Below are 4889 nucleotides of genomic sequence, written 5' to 3' on the forward strand. Positions count from 1 at the left end.
CCCCTGCTCCCCCGCTCCCCCCGCAATTAGCAGAGCACCAGCCACCTGGTAGATGTGCTCAGTATGCCGCCGTGCCAGCATGGGAAAACTTTAAAGGAAGCAAATATGGTCCTCGACGGCATTGTTTTAGACATTGATGGCACCCTGGTTCTCAGCAATGATATTCATGCCCGAGCCTGGGTCGAGGCCTTTGCTCGCCAGGGCTACGAGGTGCCTTACGACCAGGTGCGGCCGCTGATGGGAATGGGGGGCGATCAGCTCATCCCCCATCTGTTTGCTGAACTCAGTGAGGATGCAGAGCCGGGCAAGACCATTGCCAGCGACCACAAAGAGCTGGTTTTAAACCAATATCGTCCGCAGCTCAAACCCACCGCCGGAGCGCGAGATTTGGTAGAAAAATTGCTGGCCACCGACCTGCACGTTATAGTCGCCACCTCCGCCAGCGATCGCGAACTGGGCGTCATGCTTAAGGTCGCAGACGTAGAGGATTTGCTGCACGAAACGACGTCATCCAGCGACGCCGAGAACTCTAAACCAGATCCAGACATTATTGTGGCTGCCCTGCAAAAAGCCAAGCTCGCGCCCGATCGCGTGGTTATGCTGGCCGACACTCCCTACGATATCGAGGCCGCTGGAAAAGCTGGGGTGAAGGTCATTGCCGTGCGCTCGGGTGGCTTTAGCGATGATGAGCTAGCGGGCGCGATCGCCATCTACGACGACCCCGCCGACTTGCTTCACCACTACGATCGCTCGCCACTGGGGCAAACCGCACTGGTTTAACCCGTTACGAAGCGCCTGATCTAGCCCTAGTACTTTGCGGCGCAAGTTTAGATCTATTCTCTGGGGGGCTAGGGAGCAGGGGGGCTAGGGAGCCAAGCGAGCCGGAATGGTGGGCATATTTCAGCCGTTGAGTACTAGCTCGCTCTTTCGCTCAGGTAAAGGTTGGTGACGTACTTCAAATCGACCGTGCCGTCGATCGCAGCCCAGGCCCGATGCCAGGCGGTAATGGCATCCAAAAACTGTGCGTGCGCCCGGCCCTCCTTAGGAATGTAAGACGAGCTGAGCGATCGCCCCACCACTTCGCTCAGCGTCAGCGTCTGACCGTAGGCAAAGCTCAGATGGCGCACGGGCGAAAACTCAGCCTGCTGCTCAACGGCCTTAATCGACTGGGTATGGTCGTGGTGGTCAACGGCGCGGGTCGCTGCCGCCTGAATAATCTGACGATAGGCCCCCGTTATCGGATCGTTGATATCCCAGTCGTTCCAGAGTAGAGCGAGTCGCCCGCCGGGGGGCAAAATGCGGCTAAATTCTGCTAGGGCTAGCGGTGCGTTGAACCAGTGAAACGACTGGCAGCAGGTAACGATATGCACAGAGCGATCGGCCAGCCCCGTTTGCTCAGCGGTGCCGGTTTGAAAGCTTACCTGGGGGTGAGGCTCGGCGGCCTCGCGCATAGCCGCATTGGGTTCCAGGGCAATCACCCTGGGGCCATACTCGCTCAGCAGTCGACTCGAAATACCGGTACCGGCACCAATATCGGCGATCACCAGCGCTTGGGGGTCGCCTAGGTCGGCCAAAATGGCCGCGATCGCCTCCTCTGGATAGCGGGGTCGATAGCGGGCGTAGTCTTGGGCGCGATCAGTAAAACGCCCCAGGGGGTTGAGCGTGTGAAGCGGCAGGACATTGGTAGGCATTCAACTCATCGCCAGCGCTACGTTGTTATCATACTGTGACCAAGCAGCGGTGCGGCTAGCACGACCAAGGCCCACCGCGAATCCGCTACAGTAGGCAACACCCCCACACCCCCACACCCATGACCACGACGAAGCTGAAACCCGACTGGGCTGGCGACGACTTGCTCTCGCGGCTCGTCAATCGCGCCATTCAAACCCCCGCCCTCTACGCGCTGATGAAGCGTCAGGCCCGGCAGGTGCTGATCAAAACCGCCGAGAAAAAGGGCGTAGCCTGGCGGCAGACCTGCATAGATCTAGATACGCCCGAAATGCGGCAGCGGCTAGACCAGCTGACCAACCCAGCCGTGGTTTACCCCGACTATTACCAGGTGCCCTTCCACGCCTACAGCGAGGGCAACCTGTGCTGGCCAGCCGCCTTTGAGGCCACCCCCGCTACCTACGCCATGGCCCTGCGCATTTGGCCCCAGGAAGACCTGACCTGGCAGGAGGCCCAGGCTCGGCTGCGGCAGAGCTTTCTCACCGTGCTTGACCAATACGGCCCAGCCCAGGTCAACGACATTCTCGATCTAGGCTGCTCGGTGGGCCTCTCGACCCTCAGCCTTCATCGCCACTACGCCCAGAAAGCGTCCCCAACCAACCCGGTGCGTACCGTGGGGCTCGATCTGTCGCCCTACGTGCTAGCTGTTGCCCAGCACCAGGATGCTGAGGGCGAAATCGCCGAATGGGTGCATGCCCAGGCAGAAGCGACCGGCTTCCCCGATGCATCCTTTGATCTGGTAACGATGCAGTTTGTGGCCCACGAGCTGCCGCGCTCTGCAACTCAGGCTATTTTCGCTGAGGCTACGCGGGTGCTGCGGCCCAGCGGTGCCCTGGCCATTACCGATAACAACCCTAAGTCGCCGGTAATTCAGGCGTTGCCCCCGGTACTGTTTACCCTGATGAAAAGTACAGAACCCTGGAGCGATGACTACTACACCTTTGATTTAGAAACGGCCCTGGTAGCCGCTGGCTTTGAGCCGCCCGTTACAGTGCCCAGCGACCCCCGCCACCGCACCCTGGTGGCGCGTAAGCCAGACCGGTAGGGGCGCAAGCCTTACGCCCAACGCAGCATCTGTCAGCCTAGAATCTGTAACCCTGGCATCCGTCGTCACGACAACCGTCGCCCAGGCTAAGGAATTGAGGATAAAGTGCGTCCGCAAAAATACGGGTAGAATAGGCTCAGTGCTGGCATAGGATACCTTGCATTGGTACTCAGTTTGCGATTGCCACGGTCGTCCACCACATACCGCCAGCACAGCCTCAGTAACGACAGGGATAAACCATGGGTGAATGGCTCGATCACAGCGTTTTGGTAGATGTCGATGTGCCGGTAGAAACGTCCTGGAATTTGTGGTCTGACCTGGAGCAAATGCCCCGCTGGATGAAGTGGATCGACTCCGTCAAAATCTCCGACGCCGACCCCGATCTTTCAGAATGGAAGTTGGCCTCACGCGGGCTAGAGTTTACCTGGCGCTCTAAAATCACCAATCTGGTGCCCCTCCAAATTATTCAGTGGGAGGCGGTTGACGGCTTGCCCAACCGGGGCGCGATTCGCTTTTATGGCAAAGACGGCCAATCTACTGTCAAGCTCACCGTGTCTTACTCGGTGCCCGCCGTGATCAAGTGGATGGATGGGCTGTTTCTGGGCCGCTTGGTAGAGTCTACCCTGCAAGACGATCTCAACCGCTTTCGCGACTACGCTATGGCGGCCAAGCAGTCACCCCCGGACTAGGCGCTATGGGCCTCACGGTAGAGCAGCCCCCCACCCCAGCTTTAGCGGCAGGCTTTCACCAGAGCTGGCAGGTATTGACCGATGCGCTCGGTCCGTTGCCAGGCAGCCAGCGTCGCCATTACGCCACGCTATTGCTCACCCGGCTGATTGCGGTAGCGGCTTTGCAACAGCGGGGCTACCTGAGCGGCGACGAGTGGTATCTGCACAACCAGTTTGGTCAGAGCCAGCAGCGCGAGCTAGATGGTTTCTTTGCTCAGGTGCTGCAACCCCTTTACCAGCAAGGCTTTACCCTGCCGGTTGAAGAACGTTCCCCGACCTTTGCCCAGCGGTTTGGACCGCTGCCCTTTGTGCCCACGGGTCCGTTTCGGTTCACGGACCTAGACCAGCGCTGGGGCCATATTCCCCTGCCCGATGCGGCCTTTGAGCCCGCCCTTCACTGGCTGGCCGACCTGGCGGCGGCAGCTCCCGCTCGGCTCGACGCGGGCCTGGGCATCCTGCTGGAGCAGGCGGTGAATGGCTACGATGGGGCGGCGGTAGCCACGCCTGAACCGCTGCTGGAAGCACTGTGCGATCGCACTATCCACGCCACCCTGCTCGATCGCGCTGAGGCGCTGCTTGGGCATCGCCCTAAATCTACTGATCAGCTGCTGAAGGAGCTCTCTCCCGGCGAGGCCGGGGCGTTGTTAATCGAACTGGGGCAGCTCACTCTGCTCGACCCCGCCTGTGGTTCGGGCCGTTTTCTGGTTGCTGCGCTGAATCAGCTGATTGATTTAGCACAGCAGTTACGGGCGATCGCAGCCCCAAATTCCATTGCCACCGTTCCCGCCAAACCCGTCTCCGCCAAAACTATCCCCGACTGGGCCAAACTTTCCCCCGATGGGGCTCGCTTAGGTCCGACCTTAGGCCTCTACCACCACCTGGCCACCCACGCCCTCTACGGCCTCGACCTGTGGCCCCCCGCCGTAGAACTGGCTCGACTGCGGCTGTGGCTGCAGGGGGTACAGCACACCAGCCGCCCCGCTGAGCTAGCCAGCCTGCCTGACCTCACCCTCACGGTACTCCAGGGCAACGCCCTGGTTGGCCTGGTGCGGGTCGATGACGAACGATTCGATCAGGTGCAGCCAAAACGGGGGGCCAAGGCAAAAACCCCAGAGCCAGAGGCCCTTCTTCAGGGCAATCTGCTCCAGCCGCTGATTGCTGACAACTACCAGTCTGTACTAGCCGAGCGCCAGGTGCGGCTGGAGCACTACCGCAGCCAGACCCAGCTGCTAGCCGAGGTGGGCAACGTACCCGCCTACGCCCAGGCCGATTTTTTGCGCGATCGCCTCGACGAACTCAACACCATTGCCCACGCTAAACTCACCCATTTGCTGTGGAGCGAGTGCAGTCAGCAGCTCGGCCTGCGAACCCTTGACCCCGCCGGTAGC

Annotated in this window: 5 protein-coding genes; 4 read left to right on the forward strand and 1 reads right to left on the reverse strand. The window is 60.4% G+C overall.

Going from position 1 to position 4889, the window contains the following annotated elements:
* The first annotated feature begins 105 nt into the window (after positions 1-105).
* The gene (locus tag IQ273_RS30515; protein WP_194026849.1) at positions 106-780 is read left to right on the forward strand and encodes an HAD family hydrolase; all 675 of its coding nucleotides are present in this window, start codon (positions 106-108) and stop codon (positions 778-780) included.
* A 134-nt stretch (positions 781-914) separates the two neighbouring features.
* Here the strand turns inward: IQ273_RS30515 and IQ273_RS30520 are convergent, their stop codons facing one another.
* Positions 915-1691, reverse strand: a complete 777-nt coding sequence (locus IQ273_RS30520) for a class I SAM-dependent methyltransferase (protein WP_194026850.1) — start codon at positions 1689-1691, stop codon at positions 915-917.
* Between the two features lie 119 nt (positions 1692-1810).
* Here IQ273_RS30520 and IQ273_RS30525 point away from each other — a divergent pair, with 119 nt between their 5' ends.
* From IQ273_RS30525 to IQ273_RS30535, 3 genes are all read left to right on the forward strand, one after another.
* On the forward strand, positions 1811-2773 hold the full coding sequence (locus tag IQ273_RS30525) for a class I SAM-dependent methyltransferase (protein WP_194026851.1): 963 nt from the start codon (positions 1811-1813) through the stop codon (positions 2771-2773).
* Positions 2774-3012: 239 nt separating this feature from the next.
* Positions 3013-3462, forward strand: a complete 450-nt coding sequence (locus IQ273_RS30530) for an SRPBCC family protein (protein WP_194026852.1) — start codon at positions 3013-3015, stop codon at positions 3460-3462.
* Between the two features lie 5 nt (positions 3463-3467).
* A partial coding sequence (locus IQ273_RS30535; RefSeq protein WP_313898304.1) for a DNA methyltransferase occupies positions 3468-4889 on the forward strand: 1422 nt, incomplete at its 3' end.

This window comes from Nodosilinea sp. LEGE 07298, assembly GCF_015207265.1.
Classification (GTDB): Bacteria; Cyanobacteriota; Cyanobacteriia; order Phormidesmidales; family Phormidesmidaceae; genus Nodosilinea.

What these genes read in the sequence shown, in the direction of transcription:
- IQ273_RS30525 (WP_194026851.1), top strand. Translation starts at nt 1,811, where the DNA reads ATGACCACGACGAAGCTGAAACCCGACTGGGCTGGCGACGACTTGCTC.
- IQ273_RS30520 (WP_194026850.1), bottom strand. Translation starts at nt 1,691, where the DNA reads ATGCCTACCAATGTCCTGCCGCTTCACACGCTCAACCCCCTGGGGCGT.
- IQ273_RS30530 (WP_194026852.1), top strand. Translation starts at nt 3,013, where the DNA reads ATGGGTGAATGGCTCGATCACAGCGTTTTGGTAGATGTCGATGTGCCG.
- IQ273_RS30515 (WP_194026849.1), top strand. Translation starts at nt 106, where the DNA reads ATGGTCCTCGACGGCATTGTTTTAGACATTGATGGCACCCTGGTTCTC.